Below are 20398 nucleotides of genomic sequence, written 5' to 3' on the forward strand. Positions count from 1 at the left end.
TTATTTAATATTGTTTAATGCCTGATTTAAATACTGCGCTAGCTGTGTATAATATTCTTTATGGGTAATGATTGTATCGTTATCGCTTCCAGGAATCTGGAGAATTTCTATCTCACCACCTATCAGACGTTTCCAACCTAATGTCTCATCATAATGTTTGGCAATTTCTTCACCGGTTTTTACTAAAACCACCTTTTCAGAATATTCACCTTCGGGCTGATAATTGAGTAAGGCGACTGAATTTACCCAACGAATGTCTGGCTTAGTATTTACTTTAACATCAGCAGTTGCTGTGTTTCCGGAATCAAAAACCTTTGTTAGCTTACTTAAAACTTTTTTTCCTGCATTTTTCGTTTTTTCCAGTGCAAACTCGAGTTTACTTTCCAATGTCATGCCTTTAAACTCATCCCATGTTTCGCGAATTTTATATTGCATTGGGTTGGCTGGCGGTGCATAGTTATTAATCATAAAAACAAGTTCAGCTGTTTCGCCTTTTGCTTTTAGCTGTCGCGCCATTTCAAAAGCAGTTGTTCCGCCAAAACATAATCCGGCAAAGCGATAAGGTCCTACAGGTTGAATTTTTTTAATTTCATCTATATAGAATGTTGCCATAGCCTCAACAGAATAATGATAGTCGTACTTTTCATCAAGTCCGCGAGGTTGAATAGCATAAACAGGCTGGTCTTTATTTAAATGCTTTAAAAGCACTCTCCATCGCTGAATGTTTCCATTGTGCATGTGAATAAAGAACAACGGTCTTTCTTTTCCATTGGGTTGTAAGGGAACCACTATAGGCCAGTCAATGTTCAACTCCTCTGCATTGATCACTTTTGCTAATTGCGAAATGGTTGAAGCACGAAATAATGTTGGATAATCTAACTTAACTCCTGTCTTTTGTTCTATGGCACCCATCATTCTTATTCCAAGTAAAGAGTGTCCTCCAAGTTCAAAAAAGTTATCATGAATACCAATTTTATCAATTCCCAGCACTTCACTCCAAATACCTGCAAGCAAACTTTCTAAAGGATTGTGAGGTTCTTCAAAATTTGCACTTTCTGCTTTGATTTCCACATCTGGAACCGGCAATGCTTTTCTGTCAATTTTTCCATTAGGTGTCAGTGGAATATTTTCTAAAATCATGAATACCGTTGGTATCATGTATTCGGGAAGTTCTGTTCGCAGATATTGTCGTAATTCGTTTACATCAATTTGCTTTCCTATATTGGCAGAAAGGTATGCAACCAGAATTTTATTTCCCGGCTGATCTTCTCGTGCCATCACCACAAGTTCTTTTATCTCTTTTCTTAATCGCAACATGGACTCTATTTCACCAAGCTCGATTCTGAATCCTCGAATCTTTACCTGATTATCAATCCGGCCTAAAAATTCTATATTTCCATCAGCCATATACTTCCCAAGGTCACCGGTTCTGTACATTCTTTGTCCGGGAATAAATGGATTAGGCACAAAACGCTCTTCTGTCATTTCCGGTTTATAGAGATAACCTCGTGCCAGACCATCACCTGCCATATAAAGCTCTCCGGCAATACCAATTGGAACCGGCCTTCTGTTTTTATCTAAAATATAAACCTGCGAATTTGTGATAGCTTTTCCTATTGTATATGGGCCATCAGATTTTCTGAGTGTAAATGTACTGTAGGTAGTATCTTCAGATGGTCCGTACAAGTCATACACCTTCTGTATCGTTGTTTGCGAATAAATTTTCTGAACAAGCTCAACCGGCAATGGTTCGCCTGCAAGGTTTATTGTTTTTACACTTGATGGAACTCCATTATTAAGTTTGAGAAGTTCTGCAATAGCGGAAGGAACTGTGTTGACCAATGTTACACCAGCACTTTCAGGTAAAGCATTTAAAGCCATGGCATCTTTCACTAAAACAATGCGTCCACCATTACTTAACGTAAAAAATATTTCAAAAATGGATAAGTCAAAGCATATTGATGTTGAAGCAAGCACACCGGCAAGCTCCTCTGAAGAATAAACGGTACTTGCCCAGTCAATTAAAGCAACAGCATTACGGTGTTCAATTGCCACGCCCTTTGGTTTTCCTGTTGACCCTGACGTATAGATGATATATGCTAACTGATCCGAAGAATTCTTTAAATCAGGATTTGATGTTTTCTCCTTAGCTATCTCCGTTATTTGTTGATCTAAGCAAATTAACTTTGTTCCCGTTTTGGATAGCTGTTCAGAATATTTTGAAGAAGTAATCAAAAGTGGTGCTTTTGCATCGCTCATGATATATGCAATCCTGTCAGCAGGATAATTTGGGTCTAAAGGCACATAAGCACCTCCTGCTTTTAGAACGGCAAGCATGGCAACAATTAAATCGTCTGTCCTGTCGTGACAAATGCCAACTAAAGTTTCCTGTTTAACACCTGACTTTATTAGAAAATGCGCTAACTGATTGGCTCGTTGGTTTAGTTGACTGTAATTGACTGTTTGTCCATTAAACCAAATTGCATCTGTGTCGTGATGTGAGGATGCCTGCTTTTCTATTAAAGTATGAATACATTCATTGCGAAGGTTATTCTCTTTCACCACAGGCCATTCGATAAACAATTTTCTTTTTTCATCATCAGTAAGTAATGGCAAATGCTTTATCGGGCTATCAGTATATTCAACCAATCCATTAAGAAGCATTACAAATTCCTGCATTCTCAGTTGCATCATCTCTTCTTCAAAAAGGTCGGTATTGTAAGTACATTCAATGATGAGTTTATCACCCATTCCTGTTGCATTCACAAACAACTCAAAGTTTTCAAACTTTCTGGCATTTGAGGTATATTCATAGTTCAGACCATGAAAAGAAACACCTTGTGTCATGCCAAGATCAACGTTAAACACAGCGGGCACTAATGGAATTCTTGAAGGGTCACGTTGCAATGGTAGTTTTCCAAGCAAACTTCCCATCGTAAATTCCTGATTGTCGAATGCATCAAACATCAAAGGTTTTCTGGTTTTTAAATATTCGCTGAACGAGATGTTTTCATCAACGAAACTTTTAATTGGCAAAAGGTTAACGCAATGACCAACCATAGCATACATTCCGGAAGCCGACTGTCCGGCAGCAGGAAGTCCTAATACTAATGATGGATTGGATGTTAAACGAAAAAGAAAAATTTCAAATGAAGCAAACAAGGTATTTACAAAACTGCTTCCGTTCTTTGCTCCAAGTTTTCTTAAATCATTTACCAAACCTGCATCAATAGTTATATCAAATCGTTTCGCATTGAAGGTACGTGCAGCAGGGCGGGCTTTGTTAACCGGAAGGTCAACTGTAGGTATATCTGTTGAGTATAAATTGAGCCAATAATCCTCTGTATGTTTATATTCACCACTCAACTTCCTTGCTTCCTGTCGTTGAACATAATTACTAAATGGTATTACCGGTTCAAGGTCAGGTTGCGAATTATTTACCAAGGCAGAATAAAATTTACTGATGTCCTGCATGATTATGCCAATACTCCATCCATCACAAACAATGTGATGTGCTGTTATGACTAATGCTGTATCTGAATTGGAAATTTTAAAAATAGCAAATCGGATAACAGGGCCTTTCATCAGATCAAATGGAATAGATACTTCACGCTGCGAAAAATGAAGTATGCGTGCATCTTTATCTGACGGACTCAGGTCGGTTAAATCAATAATTGGAATTTCAATATTTACATGCTCATGTACCTGAAATGTTTCGCCTGATGCACTGAAAGTGGAACGAAGTGACTGATGTCTTTGAACAACATTTTTGCAAGCTGTTAGAAGATGCTCGTGATTACACAATCCTTTCAGATAAAGTGTAACACTTTCGTTATATGCTAATGATGCTGAATCACCCCCGATTTGTACGGATGTCCAGATTTCACGTTGCTCTTCTGATGTGGTAAAAAAATTGTCCGGAATAACTTCTTCAAAAGGGTTAAAATCTACCGGGATAAATTGCGATGCCATCTTCCTTTGTCATTGGTGGTTTAATAAAAACTATACGAAAATAACCTAAATTGGTTTCGCTATTGAATATTTTCCTCCAAGTATTTGAAAATTTGGGCGAGTGGGAGATTCTTACGATTAAGAAAAACACATTATCCAATATTTTACAACAGGCAAAATAATACGATTATTCATTACCACTGATAAATCCACCTAAAAGCCCACCTAATCCCCTGTTTTCTTCTCTTGCGCCACCCAATTTTGATGCGGCAATAATTCTATCTGCCATTCTTGAAAAGGGTAAACTTTGTAAATAAACTGTGCCCGGACCTGTAAGATGTGCATAAAATAACCCTTCTCCTCCGAAAAGAACATTTTTAAAACCTCCTATAAACTTAATGTCATATTCTATGGTAGGTGCAAAGGCTACCAAGCATCCTGTGTCAACACGCAGTCTTTCACCAACAGCCAACTCTCGTTTAATAATTGTGCCGCCTGAATGTATAAAGGCATAGCCATCACCAGCTAACTCCTGTAGGATAAACCCTTCTCCACCAAAAAGTCCTGCACCCAATTTCTTTGTAAAGGCAACATTAATCTCGATGCCCATTGCAGCACATAAAAATCCGTCTTTCTGGCACAAAAAACGCCCTCCATATTCAGCCGGATTAACAGGTATTATTTTCCCCGGATAAGGTGCAGCAAAAGTTATTTTCCGCTTTTGTTTTCCATGATTTAAATAGTTGGTGATGAAAAAACTTTCACCGGTTATCATTCTCTTCAATCCCTTAAAAATTCCACCTCCGGTATTGGTCTGCATTTCTATATCATCTTCCATATACATCATCATACCTACTTCAGCCCTTACTCCTTCTGATGGATCGAGCTCAACTTCCAAAGCCTGAATGTCATCACCAAAAATTTTAAAATCAAGTTCGTGTGCCTTATTCATAAAGTGTTTTTTAATAATCGCCCAATACCTCTCTGAAAGTATCAGTAAACATTCTACTTTCTTTTTCCTGCTTGTAAACAAAAGTGCGCTTCACATCTCTTGGTACGCCTCCGGGACCTCGTACCAGTTCAGCAATATACACCTGAAGCTTCTTTTCCCTACCAGACTTAATAATTTCTGCATTTTCTATCCTTGCCTTCTTTTTATAGCTTGCCACCATACGAAACTGCTGTTTACTGTAATCCATTGCACCCACTGAAGTTGGAGTAAGAATACATAAAAAATACGTTAAAGTACTGTCGCTATTGGTTATCAGATTGCCGTGTTCAAAAATGCTATAGGCATAAACAACTTTTTGTGTTGATGTATTAAAAGTATCACTGAGAAGGTATTTTACTTCATTTGCCGAATCCGGTGCAATTCGTTTGACAAAATCTTCATTGCTCTCACCTGAATTTTTTTGAAATGTTTGTGCTACTAACATGGTTGGCAGTAGCAAAAAGAATAATAATATTTTCATATTTTTTGTTTTGAACGGTAAACATAAACAAAAACTGTTAACCTGAAATTCTATTGCATTACTGTTTTATAAATGGCTGAAGCGCATTCACAAGGTCTTCAGTTTTAAGATTTAGTCCCGAAATTTGAATCTTTGCCTGATTGTAAAAAGGCGCTCTTACAGTCATTGTTTCCATAATAAACTCCATTAAATCTGCATCGTTCATATCACAGATTAAAGGGCGTTTGGATTTAGATGGTGCAATACGGTGATAAACTGTCCCCGGATGCAACTTCAGATAAACTGTAATGCCTTTTTCATTCATCCATTGCATATTATCAAAAAAGCAAGGTGTACCACCACCTGTAGCGATAACTGTATTTTGTTGCTCAGAAATTGTTCTTAAAGCTTCACTTTCAATTTTACGAAAGTGGTGTTCTCCGTTTGCCTTAAAAATTTCTGAAATAGACTGTTTGTTTACTTGCTCAATTAATTCATCAAGGTCAATACTTTCAAAATTCAATCTGGCAGCTAGCTTTTTTGCCTGAGTAGATTTTCCGGCTCCCATAAAACCAATCAGAAATATTAACATCGCTGCTATTTCTTTATTGGAAAACGCATTTTGTAATCAACATCAACTTTGCCGATGGTAATGTCACGCAGCTTTCCTTTTATCAATTGTTTTTTAAAAGGAGACAATTTTTCTACAAATAACTTACCATCAACATGATCATACTCATGTTGAATCACTCTTGCTGCTAATCCTTCAAAAACTGTCTCATGTGTCTTAAATTCTTCGTCCTGATATCGCAGATGAACTATTTTTTTTCGCAAAACATCTTCTCTGATGCCTGGAATGCTCAAACAACCTTCGTTAAACTTCCATTCATCACCTACTTCTTCAATAATTTGTGGATTGATAAAGACTTTCTTGAAATTTTCCAATTCCGGTTCGTCTTCTGCAAATGGTTTGGTGTCAACAACAAAAAGTCTGATGGAAATTCCAACTTGTGGAGCAGCCAATCCGACACCTGATGCAGCATACATAGTCTCAAACATATTTTCTATTAATTGTCCAAGTCCTTTATAATCTTTATCGATTGATGATCCCACTTTCTTCAAAACAGGGTCACCATAGGCAATAATCGGTAATATCATATTTTCAAAAAGTTTCTTTTATGTTCCAAATAAGATTGTAATAATATTACAGCACTGGTCTGATCAACCAATGCCTTATTTTGTCTTTGTTTTTTTTTATAACCGGCTTCTATCAATGCCCGTTGTGCCATAACTGAGGTAAACCTTTCATCATATCTAACCACTTTTGCACTTGGGCATTTTTCATTGAGTTTTTTAATGAACAATAATATGTTTTTCTCAATTTCAGATGGTGTGTTATTCATTTGTACAGGTTTGCCAACAACAACTTCTTCTACTTCTTCCGAATTAAAATAATCACTAATAAACGCCACTGCCTTTGATGCATGAACAGTTGTGAGCGAAGTTGCAATTATCTGTAAAGGATCAGTAACTGCAAGACCCACTCTTTTATTTCCATAATCAACTGCAAGTATGCGTGGCATGTCTGTCTTGAAAGATGCAAAAATAAAAAACAACAAGCTATGAATGCTTTAAGGTGGCTATATTTGTAGCTGAAAAAAATATTTATGCCGGTCAGAGAAAAAACAGTCAATGATATTTGGGAAAACCGAGAGTTACTTAACAATGAATCCCATAAAACAGTAATCCGTTCTGTTATTGAAGATCTTGATAAAGGAAAAATTAGGGTTGCAGAGCAAGGCAATAATGGCTGGAGGGTTAATGAATGGATAAAAAAAGCTGTCATATTATATTTCCCAATCCAGAAAATGGCTGTACATCACGCGGGACCAATGGAGTTTTACGATAAAATAGATCTTAAAACAGGATATGAAGATTTAGGTGTTCGTGTAGTACCACATGCCATAGCACGCTATGGGAGCTATGTAGCAAAGGGGGTGATAATGATGCCATCGTTTGTAAATATTGGCGCTTATGTTGACAGTGGAACCATGGTTGACACCTGGGCTACTGTTGGCAGTTGCGCACAGATAGGTAAAAATGTGCACCTTAGTGGAGGGGTTGGCATTGGAGGGGTTTTAGAACCTGTTCAGGCATCACCTGTTATTATTGAAGACAATTGTTTTATTGGTTCGCGCTGTATTGTTGTTGAAGGCGTTCGTGTTGAACAAGAGGCAGTTCTAGGAGCCAATGTTGTACTTACTATGTCAACAAAAATAATTGATGTGTCAGGAAACTCACCTGTTGAATATCGGGGCATTGTGCCTGCACGTTCTGTGGTTATTCCCGGTTCAATTCCCAAAACTTTTGCAGCCGGCATCTATCAGGTGCCATGTGCACTAATTATAGGTAAAAGAAAACAATCTACAGACAATAAAACATCACTCAACGATGCCTTGCGCGAATATGATGTTGCCGTCTGAGACTTTAGAGTATGCATAAAATATTAATTGTACAGACAGCATTTATTGGAGATGTAATTTTAGCTACCGGATTAATTGAATCCATACACCAGACTTTTCCAAAGGCTGAGATTGATTTTGTGTTAAGAAAAGGCAATGAAACAATATTAAAAAACCATCCTTTTGTCAACAAATTGTATGTGTGGGATAAAAAGAAAAATAAATTTTTTAATCTCATAAACCTCATTCTTCAAATCAGAAAAGAAAAATATGACTTGGTTGTTAACTTGCAACGATTTTTCAGTACAGGTTTAATGACTTTATTCGCGAAATCGAATAATAAAAGAGGTTTCGATAAAAACCCATTTTCATTTTGTTACGATAAAAAATCAGCACATATTATCGGCAAAAACCATGAAACATATCGAAACTTTTCATTGATTTCTGACTTAATAAATATTAAATATCAAAAACCACACTTGCATTTTACAGAGGCAGAAATTCAAAAAGTACTGCCATTAAAATCAAAACCTTTTGTCTGCATGGCACCGGCTTCAGTCTGGTTTACCAAACAACTACCTTCGGCCAAATGGGCAGAGTTAATTCTGACTATTCCAGACAACATCAAAATATATTTTCTTGGTGCACCAACTGATTTAGCACTTTGTAATGAAATAAGATTGCTTTCATCACATCCGAATATTGAAATATTATGCGGGAAGCTGACATTAACAGAATCAGCAGCGCTTATGCAACATGCCGAAATGAATTATGTAAACGACTCTGCACCACTCCATCTTGCATCGGCAGTAAATGCTCCTGTCACATCATTTTTCTGTTCTACAGTTCCTGAATTTGGCTTTGGCCCATTGTCTGACAAAAGTGTCATTAAACAAGTTGGTAAAATGAGTTGCCGGCCTTGTGGCTTGCACGGCTACAAGTCATGCCCCTTAGGCCATTTTGACTGTGCTTATAAAATTGAAATATAAGAAAAGATAACGGTAACGGCATGTTCGCAGTTGTTGACATAGAAACTACAGGAGGAAGCCTATCACAAGGTAGTCGTATTACAGAAGTTGCAGTTGTAATTCATAATGGCAAAACAATAGAACATCGTTTTTCTACACTGATAAATCCGGAAACAGAAATACCATCATTTATCATAGGACTGACAGGCATTACCAACGAATTGGTAGAAAATGCACCCTGCTTTAATGAAATTGCCTGGCAACTGTTTCAATTGCTTAATGACAAAGTTTTTGTGGCGCATAATGCTTCATTCGATTTCAGTTTTATTAAATCAGAATTTAAACGCTGCGGAATAGAATTTAATGCAGAAGTAATTTGCACCTGTTCTTTGAGCAGAAAATTCTTCCCCGGTTTTGGCTCTTACTCATTAGGAAATCTCACAAAAAATCTTGGAATACTTTTAGAAGGGCATCACCGTGCTTTGAATGATGCAATTGCAGCGAGTGAAATTTTAGAGAAAATAGTTGCAGAAAAAGGTCTTGAACACACACTGCTTCACCGAAGTGTACCTATTAAGAATACTGAAATTCCGCATGAACTAATAAACAAGTTACCTGAAACTCCGGGTGTATATTTTTTTACAGACAACAATAATGAAATTCTCTATATCGGAAAAGCAAAAAATATCAAAAAGAGAGTAACATCACATTTTCGCAACAACAATTCAAAATCAAAAAAGATTAAAGCGCTAATGCACGATATAAGTTTCATGGACACCGGATGTGAATTGCTTGCATGCCTGCTCGAAGTTGAATACATTAAAGAATATCAACCCTTCTTTAACCGAGCAGTTAAATCTGAAAAAAACTTCGGGGTTTACATCAATGGCTTTATTAATGAATTGTCAAGCTTTTCAATTCATGAGATTTCAAAAACAGAGTTGCAACCGATAAGATTCTTTGGCACAAGAAAAGCCGCTGATGATTTTCTTTCGCACATGACTGCAAAATTCAATCTTTGTCGTTGCCTCAATAATCTTGAAAACTATAATGACAACTGTTTTTATAAACAAATTAAACAATGCAATGGAACCGAACTTGACTATCATGAAAAAGCTAACTATAACAACCGTTTTAAGGATGCTTGTATAGAAATGGGCGAAGGCTGGCATGATGCTGCAATTGCCTATCCGTTAGCGGATGGTAAAGAATGTACTTACGTGTTCAGACATCAAGGTGTTATTGGTTATTGTTTTGGAAAGCAATCTTCGGTTTTTAATATAAATCAAATAAAAGGAGTGACTTATTTAAAAAATCATTTAGAGTCACAGAGTATTTTCAATTCATTCTTAAAAAAGCCATCAGCCAAGAAATTAAAAATTATTTATAATGATAACAGAGACGTTACAATTAAAGAAAAATTAAAAAAAGAGCATGGAAAATAAACATGACATAATTACACCTGATGATGTGACGTTAATGGTTGATACATTTTACAGTGCTATTCGCGAAGATGATTTACTGGGACCAATTTTCAATAACATCATACAAGATCGCTGGCCCGAACATTTGAAAAAAATGTATGGTTTCTGGCGTAGCATACTCTTCAACGAACCGTTATATAATGGAAGTGCATTTGAAGCACACAGTCAATTACCAATAGAAATGAAACATTTTAAACACTGGCTTCATCTATTTGAAGCAACAGTAGATAATTTGTTCGAAGGCAAAAATGCAGATACAGCAAAATCAAGAGCACAAAAAATTGCAGAAGTATTTTATTACAAAATCGAATCGGGACGTGGTAATGAGCCACAGAATTTCAATCCTACTGCCGGTTAATAAGAGCAACTGCGTAAGCTGCTACACCTTCTTCACGACCAACAAAACCCATTTTCTCATTGGTAGTTGCCTTAATAGAAATGCAATCTAATTCAATCTGCATTACTGAAGCTAATTTTTCTCGCATTGCCTGAATATAGGGTGCAATTTTAGGCTTTTCCAATACCACACTGACATCAATATTTCCAATAGTAATTGACTTGTCCTTTAATAAGGAAACAACTTTTGCCAACAAAATTGAGGAATCTATTCCTTTAAATTCACTTGCTGTATCCGGAAAATGTTTGCCTATGTCACCGAGTGCTGCTGCACCAAGTAATGCATCGCAAATGGCATGAATAATCACATCGGCATCGCTATGACCTTTGGCTCCCTGATGATGTTCAATGCGAACACCTCCTAAAAAAAACGGTATGCCAGGCTCTAACTGATGAACATCAAAACCAAAACCTACTCTGAAAGTCACTGTTTAATCGTTATTACCATCGCTTCCTTTGATTGAATCAAAGTTGAATGACAAGCTAAAACGTAAGGTATTTTCTAATGGATTGCGTTGCTCTGTCGGAATAAGATAAGCAAAATCAAGACCGAAAATATTGTAGCGTAAGCCAATACCTAAAGTAAAATACTTTCTGTTGCCTTTGGTTTTGTTTTCGTAGAAATATCCTGCACGAAATGCAAATTGCTTATCATACCAATATTCCAAACCTCCGGCAATATTAATTTCGCGTAACTCTTCTTTTCCTCCTCCCGGAGCATCACCAAAAGATTGAAATATCCCTTGTGCCACGCCAACATTTGGATCTTTACCTGCGAAAATTATTGGATTCTCTTCACCTGCAATTGTTGAATCAGAATAAACAGGTGGTGTGGGCACCAAAAGTTTATTGAAATCAACCAAAAATGCCAACTCGTTATAGTCGTTGAGCTTTATTTTCAAAGAAGGGCCTAAACGCAAATTAATAGGAATAAAATCTTTAGTTCCTTTATCGGTATAAGACATTTTTGATCCAATATTGGTGATAGCTAAACCTGCACCGAACTCTGCATCTTTTCCTGAGATTTCAAGATTGGTTTTATAAAAGAAAGAAACATCGGCTGCAACAGAATTTCCGGCTTTAGTGGCATTGCCACCTACTGTAATTCCTCCTGTTAAACTTGAATGGATATATCGAAGTGCAATACCTCCGCTAAATTCATCTCCCAATTTTCGAGAGTAGGCTACATCAACAGCAAATTCGTTGGGCTTATAGGAGCCCATTGGATCACCTGTTTCAGAAGTAAAGTCAATATTTCCTAGAGAAAAATAACGTAACGATGCACCAATTGCAGAAACATCATTGGGCTTGGTAAAAAAGCTTACGTATGCCAGATTGATATCAGGTACTAATTTACGCAACCAAGGAGTATAAGAAATTCCAACACCCATCTTTTTGTCTGCAAACACCAGCTTGGCCGGATTCCAGTGAATACTGTTAACGTCTGCTGATGAAGCAACACCGGCATCACCCATACCACCGGCACGGGCATCCGGAGAAATCATTAGAAAGGGAACTGCTGTGGTTATGGTATTAATCTGACCTAATAAGTTGGCCTTATCATTTTGTGCAGATGCCTGATTTTGTATAGCAAGTACTGCTAAAGATAATGCACCGTATAATAATTTATATCTCATGTATAAAGTAATTCAGTAATAAGTTTTAAAAGCTAAATTTCAATAACGACAATAAGTGGTTTTTATTTTATGATGTTATTTTTATGAAGCGGCTGGCAAATATACGATAAAAAATAAAAAAGGTTTCTATTTGAGAATCACCAGTTTTTGTGTTTCAGAAGCCGACTCATCAGCAGTGTTTAGTTTTACTCTGTAAATATATACTCCACGGCCAATTCTGTCGCCAAAATCATCTCTACCATCCCATGTTAAATCATCAATTCTTGTACCCGGAGTAATTATCTTCTTAGAAATGGTTTTAACCAGTTTACCTGAAATGGTAAAAATCTGAACCTGAACATCTAAATCTTCACAAGGCTTGTTATATTCAAATGAAAACTGTGTGTGTGTGGTAAACGGATTAGGGTAGTTTAATACATGCTTTAGTGCTAATGATGCATCAGAAGCCACAACGAACTCTGTGTAAGACTCACTTGAATTGTTGAGAATATCCCAGGCCTTTACTTTAAGCGTATGCCTTCCTTCAGAAAGCTTTGAAAGTGGATAGGCCACTCTTCCACTGGAATAACTGTCTAGGTCTGCTTCATAATAATCATTAAGCACATAAACGGGGTCAACCTTGCCGTCAATCATTGCAGTGATGTCATGCCCAACTCCATTGCCAACTGTATTGATTCCAGTGGAGTCTGAGAGCAAGCATACAATAGTTGGCTTTTCATTGGTAGTACCACCAAAAGCAAAGCGTTCATCATTAAGATATAATTTTATTTCTGGCCCGTCTGTTTCGGAAATAATATTGGCCGAAGACCCTCCAACAACTATGCTATCGAAATATCCTGCACCATCTTCAACGCCATTTTCAGCATAAAAACTTAATTTCCCAAACCCAAACTGATAGGAAATATCTTTAGGAACTATAAAAGTAAAAGACCATTCACCATTTTTTACTGTGGCTTTTCCTTTATATAAAACATTTTTCTGTAGCTTAAAAGTTATGTTAGGGCTTGATAAATCATTGCGCAACATGGTTATGCTTGAAGCTTTATCATAAACTGTAGGATACAAAAACCCATTAAAATCAGATTGAACCTGTCCACCCTTGACAATTCTTCCTGCTATTGTTACCTTCTCCAACGAGCTTAAAGTGTCGTTTAATGCAATTATAGGCTGGGCATTTATTTGTGTAGCTTCTATACTGAATTTAGGATAATGTAATCGTAATGCAGGATCACCGAGCAAACTGAAATTGCGTGTATTCAGATTCAAATTTCCGGGGTCGGTTTTACTGGCTACCATAATATCGCCCAATCTAAAAGACGGGTCATCAAACATGAACTTTATCAAGGCTCTGTTCAGGACTTCATTGCTACTTGCAAATACCAAACGTGTTGTTGAAAATAATGCCACACCACCACCTGTAGAACTCAATAATATTTTTTCGCCAGATGATGTCCTTGCCGGATCGTCCCATCTGCTAAATTCACAAGTTGCCGTAATAAATACCGGCAATTTATTAATATTTGTCCATGAGTTAATATCATCATTGGTAAGTACGCGTTCTTCTGCCCATCCGGTTTCACCACCATGACCTACATAATTAATGATTAATGAACCCTTGTTTACGCGCTTATTGATGGCATCATTCACATCAGGATAACGCTGACCGGCAGGTGTTGAAATTTGCTTGTATGCATCCAAATATATTTTATCAATATTATATGCTTTATGATAAGTATTGATGTAGTTGGCGAATGACTCTGCAGGTGGCACATGCAATGGTCCATCCTCATCATCAGCAATAAAAGTTACCACATTGCGCCAGTCGCCTAATGTTCCTCCACTACCATCACAACCCGGACAACCACTGCTTTGTGGCAATGACGCATATTGAATTGTCTTATCTGTAACCGTTTTGGCTTCACCGATGTTTTGTGCTATGATACGACCTACACCAATATCAATTTTTTCACTACTTGAACACAACCCTTCATTGTCGTCCATCAAACCATAAAAATCGTCAGCAACGAATGAGCTTAAAAACGAATAAGAGTTTTCAGATTCAAAGGTTGGGATAAAATTGGTGTTGTTTGGTCTGCGATATTTGTTATCATAGGAGCCATCGCCAAATAAAAGAAGATATTTTGGCTCAGTACCATTTCCAATTCCTCTGTCATAAAACATTTTTACAAAATTGCGTATGCCTGCAATATCCTGTGCTCCCGAAGAGAATTCATTATAAATTAAATCTGTTCTCACCACATTAACAGACATGTTATCTAAAGTTCTATGCATATCTGCAATACGGTTTGCCTGATCTTCGAACAATGGATGTGTTACGATGATGAAATCGGCTTGTGGCAAAGCATGTAAATTTTGATTTGGCACAGTACCAATTGCACCGGGTGTTAAAAAATTATTTCCTCCAAAAGCTAAAAATTGCTGTGTACTGTCAACCTGTGTAATAAACGAACCACTATTGTGAATTTGTTGTCTTACGTTTAATTTGTCGGTGATATTCCAAACAATCATTGCTGCAGGTGCCGAAGCTATATTAAACTGAGCCGTTTTACCGGCACCGGTAGCTTCCATACTTCGGAAAAACATTTGATCAGTCACACCATTACCTGCAAATGTTAGTGCACGTTTTGCCAATAATTCTATATAGTTCAAGAAGCCAATGCACTCTGTATTAGCTGGAGTAAACGTAAAGTCAATTTTAACCACATCACCGGCAGAAGGTAAGAACGTTGAAGTAGTTGTTCGTTCCATTGCATAATCATCTGTGTATTGTGAACCCGTTGTATAGGTACCAGAAAACAAGGTCTGATTTAGATATCGTGCCGATGCCGAACTGGTAACACCGGGCGAATGACCGGCAAAAATTGTTTTTATTGTCACACTTTGCTGCAATATATTTGGAAAAGTAAATGAAAAAGACTGGTTAAGATTTATATCGAATGACTCTCCATAAAATTCACGTCCCGATTTAACAAAATTTACTTTATCTAGTTCATGGTATTGATAATCATCAAAACTGTTTACTACAAAATCCGGTGTCACCGATAATGATGTTGCCTGCTGAATTCTTTTTGGACTTCCTGTTCCTCCATTAAGTGTAATAAAATAAAATGTTGAATCGGAATAATAATTTGCCTGGTGGTAGTATCTGTTTTGTGCCGTATTAAAAAGCCATTGAACCGGTGACTGACCATAGAATAAAATATAATCCTGATCATCCCATTTTCCTGCTGTACCTCCATCATTTACAAAAACAGCATTTTCTTGCAAATCATCATATCGAAACTGAGAGTTTAATAATGGTAAAATGCCGCCCCCATTTCCAAATAGTCTGAATGACTGAGGCGATGAAGTTGTTAAGTCAATTTTTAACTGATCTTTCAGAAAGCTGTATGTAATTTTATAAACACCATCTTCAGTAACTGAAATTTTATACCATTCACCAGAGGCAAGAACTGAGTTTGCAGCATATACCTGTGAAGATGTAGCACCTATTTTCAGACTTTGTTGACCAGATGTCACTTTTAAATTAAATGAGACTAATTTTTCTATTTGACCGGTCACAAGATTTTTTCTTATTGGAACAAACTCAACATACAAAGACGGTTTACCTTTAAAGTAAGAAAGTTTTGTTGCGGGATGTATTTCTGAAGTAACCTCATCGGTTGTATTCATACTATTTAATGACTCATAAACAGGATTTTCAATAGTAACGTCTGCCACTTTTGTATTATCAGATAAAGGCAGGCCGATAGAGAAATAGGGCATCTTGCTGTCCGGTTTATAAAAGCAATTGGTAAAATTAAGCCTGCTTTCGCCATTCAGAACAACATTACTGCGCCAATCAATAGAATAAGTGCGTTTAATTAACGCATCTTGTTGCGCATCTGCAACATACGTCAATCCTATTAAAAAAAGAAGTGCAAAAAAACTTTTCATGTTATGGTAATTGGGTTCAAAAATATGCTTCTCAAACAATACAACATGTATGAAACATGCAATATTGGATTTTATTTTGTTTGAAATTAAAATAATTAATGCCTAACTTTGTTCCGATTAGATTTTAACCACCAATATATTCGTGCAGAATTGTAACTATTTTAGTACTATACGTATAAAATTAAGTTTGAAAAGTAAATGAACTATGATTAAGCGTATTGTACTTACCATGATTATCAGCCTGGAGTTAGCTATTTGTTTTGGCCAGGATCCGCAGTTTTCGCAGTTTTATGCCAATCCGATATATCTGAATCCTGCATTTGCCGGTTCGGTACGTTGCCCAAGGCTGGCATTGAACTACCGTAACCAATGGCCGGGTTTAAATAAAACATTCATTACATTAAGTGCTTCATACGATCAGCATGTTGAAGCCATTTCAGGTGGCTTGGGCTTAATCATCATGAATGACAAAGCTGGTAACGGAACTCTGAACACCACCAATTTCTCCGGTATCTATTCTTATAACTTAAACATTTCAAGAAATTTCTCAATTCGTGCCGGTCTGCAAGCCACCTATGTTCAGGAAAAATTAGACTGGGACAAACTGACCTTTGGCGATATGATTGATCCACGCTATGGTTATGTGTTCGAAACACAAGAAGTACGTCCTGCAGAAAAAAGAGGCTTTGCTGATTTTTCTGCCGGTGTTATAGGTTACAGCTCTAAAGTTTATGGCGGTTTTGCTGTTCATCATATTACAGAGCCCGATCAGGCATTTATTGTTGAGGGATCAAGTCCGCTACCAAGAAAATATACAGCACACGTTGGTGCTTTATTACCATTAAAAGGTGCTTCAACTTATAGAGGTAAATTGGAAGGTACATTCATTTCTCCAAACTTTCTTTATCAGCAACAGCAAGGTTTCAACCAACTCAACTTTGGACTGTATGTCATAAAATCACCCATTGTAGGTGGTTTGTGGTACAGAGGTTATACAGGTAAAAAATTTCTGTCAAGCGACAGTTTCATTGCCCTCATCGGGTTACAAAAAGACATGTTTAAGTTCGGTTATTCCTATGATGTTACCGTTTCTAAATTAAATAATAATGTTACTGCCGGATCTCATGAAATTTCTTTAGGTTTGCAGTTTGAATGCCGTCCAAAGAAAAAACGGTTCAAGGCAATAAGTTGCCCCACATTTTAGTTTAATGATAAAACCATATTAAGTTTCCAAATACGTAAAAATGAATCTCCGTAAAAATGCAAAAACCCTTGCCTTCGTTGCACTAGCAGTGATGGCAACAAATGCTTGCAAGCAAAAAGAGAAATCTTCAACCACAGGATGGAAGTATAATGATGAAAAGAATGGCGGATTTGAAGTTACTCCATATACTGAACAGGAAACAGGTCCAGGCTTAATTCTTGTTGAAGGCGGAACATTTGCTATGGGCCGTACAGAACAAGAAATTCCTTATGACTGGGATAATATTCCGCGCAGAGTAACTGTTTCATCTTTTTACATGGACGAAACTGAAATAGCCAATGTACATTATTTAGAGTATCTCTATTGGTTGGATCGCGTTTATGGCACTGACTATCCTGAGGTTTATAAAAAAGCATTACCTGACACTTTAGTTTGGAGAAGTAAATTAGGTTATAACGAACCAATGGTTGAGTTATATTTACGTCACCCTGCTTATCAGCGCTATCCTGTTGTTGGTGTAAATTGGTTACAAGCCAATGATTTTGCCAGCTGGCGTACCGACCGTGTAAATGAACAAATCTTAGTTCGCGAAGGAATATTACGTGTTAACCCTGCACAGGTAAACGAAGATAACTTTAATACTGATGCTTATCTTGCCGGGCAATACGAAGGTTTGGTAAAAAGTAAACTTGAGGATTTGAACCCAAATCGTGATGAACGTAATGTTCGTATGGAAGATGGCATTCTATTGCCACGCTACGAACTTCCAACAGAAGCAGAATGGGAATATGCCGCATTGGGCTTAATTGGAAATACCGTTTATGAACGTGTTACCGACAGAAAAATTTACCCTTGGAATGGTCACGTAGTGAGAAACTCTTCTGAAAAATATAAAGGTGAAATGCTTGCGAACTTTAAGAGAGGTCGTGGTGACATGATGGGAACAGCTGGTGCATTAAATGACAATGCAGACCGTCCTGCCCCGGTATTTTCTTACTTGCCAAATGACTATGGTTTATATAATATGGCAGGTAACGTTTCTGAGTGGGTTAAAGATGTTTATCGCCCATTATCTCCTGAAGACATGGATGACTTTAATCCATATAGAGGTAACGTATTTGTAACACCGCTTCTTGATGAAGAAGGTCAATATGCTGAAAAGGATAGTCTTGGCCGAATGGTATGGCGCGAAGTAGATGAAAAAGAAAATGAATCACGTAGAAATTATACTAAAGCTGATTACATTAACGATATTGATGGTGATGAGCCTGATAATATTGAATATAAAATGGGTGGCACAACAATGATTGATGACAATGCCCACGTAATTAAAGGAGGTTCCTGGAAAGATCGTGCATATTGGATGTCGCCAGGTACAAGAAGATTCTTAGATCAACAACAATCTACTGATTGGATTGGTTTCCGTTGTTCAATGGTACGTGTAGGCAGCCCTGTTGGTTTTAATCAAAAAGCATCTAAGAAAGGATAATATCCTTCCATGTTTAAATAAAATTACATAAGCCCCTTTTTTGGGGCTTTCTTTTTGAAAGTTATTGAATATAAATGATAGCACATTTACATAGTTTATTCCTGAACTCAACAGGCGTTTGTACAGATACAAGGAAACTTTGCAAAGGAAATATCTATTTTGCATTAAAGGGACCTTCTTTTAATGGGAACATATTTGCAACACAAGCAATACAGCAGGGTGCCATTGCAGCAATTGTGGATGACTCCACAATAAATGGTGAGAACATTTATTTGGTCGAAAATGTACTAACAACTTTGCAACAATTAGCCTCCTTTCACAGGCAAGTTTTGAAAATACCGGTTATTGGCTTAACTGGAAGTAATGGAAAAACTACAACCAAAGAATTAATAAGCCGTGTACTTGGTTCGTCATATAACGTTCTATTTACCGAAGGTAATCTCAATAATCACATTGGTGTTCCGCTAACATTATTGCGATTAAAAAATGAACATCAAATTGCAGTAATTGAAATGGGAGCTAACCATCAGGGAGAAATTCATGAGCTGTCAAAGATTGCAATGCCTAACTTCGGACTCATCACAAACATCGGCAAAGCTCATCTCGAAGGATTTGGAGGTATTGATGGAGTTATTAAAGGAAAAACCGAATTGTACAGACACCTGATGGAAAATGACGGTATAATTTTCTGCCGTAAAAACAATGAACTACTGACAAACAACCTCCATAATTATCAAAAAGTAATTTTCTACAGTACGCAACCGGACACCTGCATCTATGGCGAGCTTTCTACTCCAGCATCTGTGGTTAAATTTAATTGGTTCGAGAATCAAAATAAGATTGCAGAAATAACAACTCACCTTACCGGTGACTACAATCTTGAAAACCTTTTAGCTGCAATATGCATTGGCCGATATTTTAATGTTACATCTGACAAAATTAAGACAGCAATTGAAGGTTACATCCCGGAAAATCAACGTTCGCAAATAGAGATTTCAGGAAGTAATACCATTATCATTGATGCATATAATGCCAATCCTTCCAGTATGGAAGCCGCATTAAAAAATCTTTCAGAAAATTATGAGGGCAATAAAGTAATTATTCTTGGAGAGATGCTTGAACTTGGAAAGGATGCAAATACAGAACATCAACATATTGTTGACTTATTGAGCAATATGGAAAAAGACTTACTGATTTTAGTAGGTGAAAATTTCCTGCACACTACACTCAATGATCATGCACTGCGGTTTAAAACAGCCGAAGATGCTTGCAACTATTTACAAAATCATGCTATTAATGAAAGTACAATTTTAGTTAAAGGCAGTCGCGGTTCTAAAATGGAAAAAGTGCTTGATGGCATCCGCAATAACAACTGATTTCTTTCTGAAATCTTTAGCTC

General features: G+C 37.0%; 16 protein-coding genes. 7 read left to right on the forward strand and 9 right to left on the reverse strand.

What is annotated here, in order from left to right; genetic code table 11:
• From V9G42_11215 to ruvX, 6 genes are all read right to left on the reverse strand, one after another.
• Window positions 1-3972, reverse strand: a complete 3972-nt coding sequence (locus V9G42_11215; protein ID MEI2759987.1) for an amino acid adenylation domain-containing protein — start codon at window positions 3970-3972, stop codon at window positions 1-3.
• A gap of 166 nt (window positions 3973-4138) precedes the next feature.
• Window positions 4139-4903 (reverse strand): TIGR00266 family protein, encoded by a 765-nt coding sequence (locus V9G42_11220; protein MEI2759988.1) that lies wholly within the window; start codon window positions 4901-4903, stop codon window positions 4139-4141.
• Between the two features lie 10 nt (window positions 4904-4913).
• Window positions 4914-5423, reverse strand: a complete 510-nt coding sequence (locus V9G42_11225) for a hypothetical protein (GenBank protein MEI2759989.1) — start codon at window positions 5421-5423, stop codon at window positions 4914-4916.
• Between the two features lie 58 nt (window positions 5424-5481).
• Window positions 5482-5994, reverse strand: a complete 513-nt coding sequence (locus tag V9G42_11230; GenBank protein MEI2759990.1) for a shikimate kinase — start codon at window positions 5992-5994, stop codon at window positions 5482-5484.
• A 5-nt stretch (window positions 5995-5999) separates the two neighbouring features.
• Window positions 6000-6560 (reverse strand): peptide deformylase, encoded by a 561-nt coding sequence (gene def, locus V9G42_11235; protein ID MEI2759991.1) that lies wholly within the window; start codon window positions 6558-6560, stop codon window positions 6000-6002.
• On the reverse strand, window positions 6557-7021 hold the full coding sequence (ruvX, locus tag V9G42_11240; GenBank protein ID MEI2759992.1) for a Holliday junction resolvase RuvX: 465 nt from the start codon (window positions 7019-7021) through the stop codon (window positions 6557-6559). The genes def and ruvX overlap by 4 nt, the downstream gene beginning before the upstream one ends.
• Window positions 7022-7069: 48 nt before the next feature.
• Here ruvX and V9G42_11245 point away from each other — a divergent pair, with 48 nt between their 5' ends.
• The 4 genes from V9G42_11245 to V9G42_11260 are packed head-to-tail and all read left to right on the forward strand — an operon-like array spanning window position 7070 to window position 10674.
• Entirely contained in the window at window positions 7070-7885 is an 816-nt protein-coding gene (locus V9G42_11245; protein MEI2759993.1) for a 2,3,4,5-tetrahydropyridine-2,6-dicarboxylate N-succinyltransferase, read from the forward strand.
• An 11-nt stretch (window positions 7886-7896) separates the two neighbouring features.
• Window positions 7897-8853 carry a glycosyltransferase family 9 protein gene (locus V9G42_11250; protein MEI2759994.1) on the forward strand — a complete coding sequence of 319 codons (957 nt, stop codon included), beginning with the start codon at window positions 7897-7899 and terminating at the stop codon, window positions 8851-8853.
• 20 nt (window positions 8854-8873) lie between these two features.
• Window positions 8874-10277 (forward strand): exonuclease domain-containing protein, encoded by a 1404-nt coding sequence (locus tag V9G42_11255; GenBank protein ID MEI2759995.1) that lies wholly within the window; start codon window positions 8874-8876, stop codon window positions 10275-10277.
• Window positions 10267-10674: a group III truncated hemoglobin gene (locus tag V9G42_11260; protein ID MEI2759996.1), complete on the forward strand. Its 408-nt coding sequence runs from the start codon at window positions 10267-10269 to the stop codon at window positions 10672-10674. The genes V9G42_11255 and V9G42_11260 overlap by 11 nt, the downstream gene beginning before the upstream one ends.
• Here V9G42_11260 and ispF read toward each other — a convergent pair.
• The 3 genes from ispF to porU form a co-directional block, all read right to left on the reverse strand.
• Window positions 10661-11140 (reverse strand): 2-C-methyl-D-erythritol 2,4-cyclodiphosphate synthase, encoded by a 480-nt coding sequence (gene ispF, locus V9G42_11265; GenBank protein ID MEI2759997.1) that lies wholly within the window; start codon window positions 11138-11140, stop codon window positions 10661-10663. The genes V9G42_11260 and ispF overlap by 14 nt on opposite strands.
• A 3-nt stretch (window positions 11141-11143) precedes the next feature.
• Window positions 11144-12349: a type IX secretion system outer membrane channel protein PorV gene (porV, locus tag V9G42_11270; GenBank protein MEI2759998.1), complete on the reverse strand. Its 1206-nt coding sequence runs from the start codon at window positions 12347-12349 to the stop codon at window positions 11144-11146.
• A gap of 126 nt (window positions 12350-12475) precedes the next feature.
• The gene (gene porU, locus V9G42_11275; protein MEI2759999.1) at window positions 12476-16306 is read right to left on the reverse strand and encodes a type IX secretion system sortase PorU; all 3831 of its coding nucleotides are present in this window, start codon (window positions 16304-16306) and stop codon (window positions 12476-12478) included.
• A 205-nt stretch (window positions 16307-16511) separates the two neighbouring features.
• On the opposite strand from porU, the gene V9G42_11280 reads away from it, so the two are divergent.
• From V9G42_11280 to murF, 3 genes are all read left to right on the forward strand, one after another.
• Window positions 16512-17510: a type IX secretion system membrane protein PorP/SprF gene (locus V9G42_11280; GenBank protein ID MEI2760000.1), complete on the forward strand. Its 999-nt coding sequence runs from the start codon at window positions 16512-16514 to the stop codon at window positions 17508-17510.
• 40 nt (window positions 17511-17550) lie between these two features.
• Entirely contained in the window at window positions 17551-18999 is a 1449-nt protein-coding gene (locus V9G42_11285; protein ID MEI2760001.1) for an SUMF1/EgtB/PvdO family nonheme iron enzyme, read from the forward strand.
• A gap of 74 nt (window positions 19000-19073) precedes the next feature.
• Entirely contained in the window at window positions 19074-20375 is a 1302-nt protein-coding gene (gene murF / locus V9G42_11290; GenBank protein ID MEI2760002.1) for a UDP-N-acetylmuramoyl-tripeptide--D-alanyl-D-alanine ligase, read from the forward strand.
• Window positions 20376-20398: the final 23 nt, after the last annotated feature.

The organism is Bacteroidia bacterium, assembly GCA_037045145.1.
Taxonomy (GTDB): domain Bacteria; phylum Bacteroidota; class Bacteroidia; order AKYH767-A; family OLB10; genus OLB10.